This is a genomic window from Dietzia sp. DQ11-38-2 (assembly GCF_014145055.1).
In the GTDB taxonomy this organism is placed as follows: Bacteria; Actinomycetota; Actinomycetes; order Mycobacteriales; family Mycobacteriaceae; genus Dietzia.
In genome coordinates, this window is record NZ_JAALDW010000366.1 from 1 (window position 1) to 3813 (window position 3813).

Here is a 3813-nt window from a genome sequence, read left to right on the forward strand (position 1 = left end):
TGCGCGAGACCGCCCCGGCGACGACGGAGAAGTCCGCGGCGACGGCGCCGGCCGGCGCGGCGGCCGACGGGAAGGCGAAGAACAGCGAGGCGACCACGCCGAAGGCGCCCGGCAACGCGCCCGACAAGACGCCCGACGATTCCGCGACCACGACCGAGGACTCCCGGGACGCGCGACAGTCGACGGGAACGACGACGGCGTCACCGGGATCCCCCGCAGGCGGAGGCCGGTCCGACGCCGAGACTCCCGCCCAGCAGAAGGGCGACACCACCCCTGATGACGGCGGCGAGGCCGTCGAATCCCCAGGCCGCGAACGGAAGTCCTGACCCCCACTCCCCCCGCGCCCCCCTATCGGGTGTGTTGCGAAACACGGTCGAGCGTATGTGACTACGCTCACAGAAACCGGTTCGGTCGCTTCCGCCGTGTCGATTCCGGCCGCCGTGAACACACATCCCGAGAGAGAGCCGCTGATGACCGATCACGACCACACCCAGACCTACGCACCCGACCCCGCCTTCACCGCCCAGGCCAACGCGCAGGCCGACCTCTACGACGTCGCAGCCGCTGACAGACTCGCGTTCTGGGACGAGCAGGCACGGCGCCTGGACTGGTCCACGGAGTGGTCCGAGGTGCTCGACTGGTCCGACGCACCGGTCGCCAAGTGGTTCGTCGGCGGCAAGCTCAACGTGGCCCACAACTGCGTGGACCGTCACGTCGAGGCCGGCAACGGCGACCGGGTGGCCATCCACTGGATCGGCGAGCCGGAGGATGACGCCCGCGACATCACCTACGCCGAACTCAAGGACGAGGTCAGCCGCGCGGCCAACTACCTCAGCTCCCTCGGGCTCGTGGCCGGCGACCGGGTGGCGATCTACATGCCGCTCCTGCCCGAGGTCTACATCGCGATGCTGGCCTGCGCCCGCCTCGGGCTCACCCACTCCGTGGTGTTCGCCGGCTTCTCCCCCAACGCGCTCCGCCAGCGCATCGACGACGCGGAGGCGAAGGTCGTCATCACCGCCGACGGCCAGTTCCGTCGCGGTAAGCCCGCGCCGCTCAAGGCCGGGGTCGACGACGCGCTCTCCGGAAACGGGGTCGACGCCGAGGGGACCGCCGAATCGGTGCAGACCGTCCTCGTGGTCCGTCGGACCGGGCTCGACGTGGAGTGGACCGAGGGCCGGGACGCGTGGTGGGACGAGGTGGTCCCGCAGCAGTCCACCGAGCACACGCCCGAGGCCTTCGACTCCGAGCATCCCCTGTTCCTGCTCTACACCTCGGGGACCACGGGAAAGCCCAAGGGGATCGTCCACACCTCCGGCGGCTACCTCACCCAGGCGTCGTACACCCACCACAACGTGTTCGACCACAAGCCCGGCCAGGACGTCTACTGGTGCACCGCGGACGTCGGCTGGGTCACCGGGCACACCTACGGCGTGTACGCCCCGCTCTCGAACGGTGCCGAGTGCATCGTCTACGAGGGCACCCCCAACTCACCGGACGAGCACCGCCACTTCCAGATCATCGAGAAGTACGGCGTCACCATCTACTACTCGGCACCCACCCTCGTGCGGACCTTCATGAAGTGGGGCGCCGAGATCCCGGCCGCCCATGACCTGACCTCGATCCGCCTGCTCGGCTCCGTGGGTGAGCCCATCAACCCGGAGGCGTGGCGCTGGTACCGCGACAACCTCGGCGGCGGCACCGCCCCCATCGTGGACACGTGGTGGCAGACGGAGACCGGTGCGATCATGATCTCCCCGTTGCCGGGCGTGACCGAGACCAAGCCCGGATCGGCCATGCGGCCGCTGCCCGGCATCTCCGTGTCCATCGTGGACAACGAGGCCAAGGAGGTCGCCGCGGAGGAACAGGGCTTCTTGGTGCTCACCGAGCCGTGGCCGTCCATGCTCCGCGGCATCTGGGGCGACATGGAGCGCTACCGGGACACCTACTGGTCCCGGTTCGCCGAGGAGGGGTACTACTTCGCCGGTGACGGCGCCAAGTGGGACTCCGACGGCGCACTGTGGGTGCTGGGGCGCGTCGACGACGTGATGAACATCTCCGGCCACCGCATCTCCACCTCCGAGGTGGAGTCCGCCCTCGTCGGGCACCGCGCGGTCGCCGAGGCGGCAGTGGTGGGCGCCAACGACGAGACCACCGGCCAGGCGATCGTCGCGTACGTGATCCTGCGCGGCAACGTCGACGCCGAGGAGGACCGCCAGAAGCTCATCGACGAGCTGCGCGCCGAGGTGTCGCGGGAGATCTCCCCGATCGCCAAGCCCCGCGACATCACGATCGTGCCCGAACTGCCCAAGACGCGCTCCGGGAAGATCATGCGGCGTCTGCTAAAGGACATGGCGGAGGGCCGCGACGGCGGGGACACCTCGACCCTGTCCGATCCGACCATCATGGAGCAGATCAGGGAGAAGGGCACGCGCGGCTGACCGGGTAGCGGGTGAAGGCGGCCACGTGTCGTGGCACGATGGACGACGGTGCATCCGTCGCCTGACTATGGAGGAACAACCGTGAGCCACGCCCAGGGAACCCACTCGCCGACCGAGGCATCGATCCCCCTGCACGACGCGGACTCGATCGGTCGGGGCGACGCCAGCATCGGAACCCTGGTCAAGAACGCCACCACGCAGGTGTCCACGCTCGTCCGCGCGGAGATCGAGCTCGCCAAGACCGAGGTCACCGAGCAGGTCAAGAGGGCCGCCACCGGGTCGGGCTTCTTCGTCGCGGCGCTCGTGCTTCTGCTGATGTCGTTCTTCCCGTTCGTCTTCATGTGGGCCAAGCTCATCTCCCTGTGGTTCGGCACCCAGTCCTGGGACTGGATCGGATTCCTCATCGTCTTCGTGGTGCTGGTGCTGTTGGCGGCGGTCTGCGCCCTGCTCGGCTACCGCAAGGTCAAGAAGATCCGTAAGCCCCAGCGCACCATCGACTCGGTGTCCGACCTCAAGCTGGCCATGCCCACGGGCACCCAGCCGCGGCCCGGGACGGTGCGGGTCACCGAGACCCCCCAGCCCGCCACGCGCAGCTGAATACTCCCGCACACCGGCCGCCCGACCCGTCGATCGTCAGGATCGACGGGTCGTGGCGGCATCGTGACGTCTCGGCCAACGGCATCCGTCTGCACGTCGCCGAGGCCCTTCCGGCCGACACCGTCCCCGGAGAACTCCCGCCACTGGTGGTGTTGATCCACGGCCTGGGCGGGATCTGGTGGACCATGCGCAAACCCCTCGTGGCGCTGGCCGAGGCCGGATTCCACGCCGTCGCGGTGGACCTGCGGGGCCACGGGGACTCCGACAAACCACCGCGCGGGTACGACGGATGGACCCTGGCCTCGGACATCACGCACCTCATCCGCGCGCTCGGGCACACCTCCGCGGTGATCGTGGGACAGGGCGAGGGCGGATTCGTGGCCTGGACGGCGGCATACCACCGGCCTCGTGCGGTGCGGGGCCTCGTCGTCGTCGGTTCTCCGCACCCCCTGGCCACCCGCCACGCCGCGATCCGCGATCGCGCCCAACGCCGTGCCCTGGTGCCCCGTCTTCTTGCAGACCAGGCTCCCCGGCTCCCCGAACGCCGCCTCACCACCGACGGCGCGGCGTCGGTGGAGGCGATGCTCCGGGACCGTTCCGCGCCGGCGTGGCAGGACACCGACGACTTCCGCGAGACCGCGGCGCTGCTCCGGCAGGCCATGCTCATCCCCAAGGCCGCCCACCTGTCCCTGGAGTCGCGCCGCTGGATGGTCCGCAGCCAGCTCCGCCCGGACGGACGCGATTTCCGCCGCACGGTCTCGGGTGTCCTCGACCAGCC

Annotated in this window: 4 protein-coding genes; all 4 read left to right on the forward strand. The window is 69.8% G+C overall.

All coding sequences use genetic code 11. The features are described 5' to 3' along the window. Nucleotides 1-326: hypothetical protein (locus tag G6026_RS12385; RefSeq protein WP_206681829.1), on the forward strand; the 326-nt coding region annotated here is incomplete at its 5' end. A gap of 144 nt (nucleotides 327-470) precedes the next feature. Beyond that, nucleotides 471-2438, forward strand: coding sequence for an acetate--CoA ligase (acs, locus tag G6026_RS12390; RefSeq protein ID WP_107755633.1), 1968 nt, complete (start codon nucleotides 471-473; stop codon nucleotides 2436-2438). A gap of 81 nt (nucleotides 2439-2519) precedes the next feature. Continuing rightward, nucleotides 2520-3035 carry a phage holin family protein gene (locus G6026_RS12395; protein WP_107755632.1) on the forward strand — a complete coding sequence of 172 codons (516 nt, stop codon included), beginning with the start codon at nucleotides 2520-2522 and terminating at the stop codon, nucleotides 3033-3035. Nucleotides 3036-3181: 146 nt separating this feature from the next. After that, nucleotides 3182-3813: alpha/beta fold hydrolase (locus tag G6026_RS12400; protein WP_182613354.1), on the forward strand; the 632-nt coding region annotated here is incomplete at its 3' end.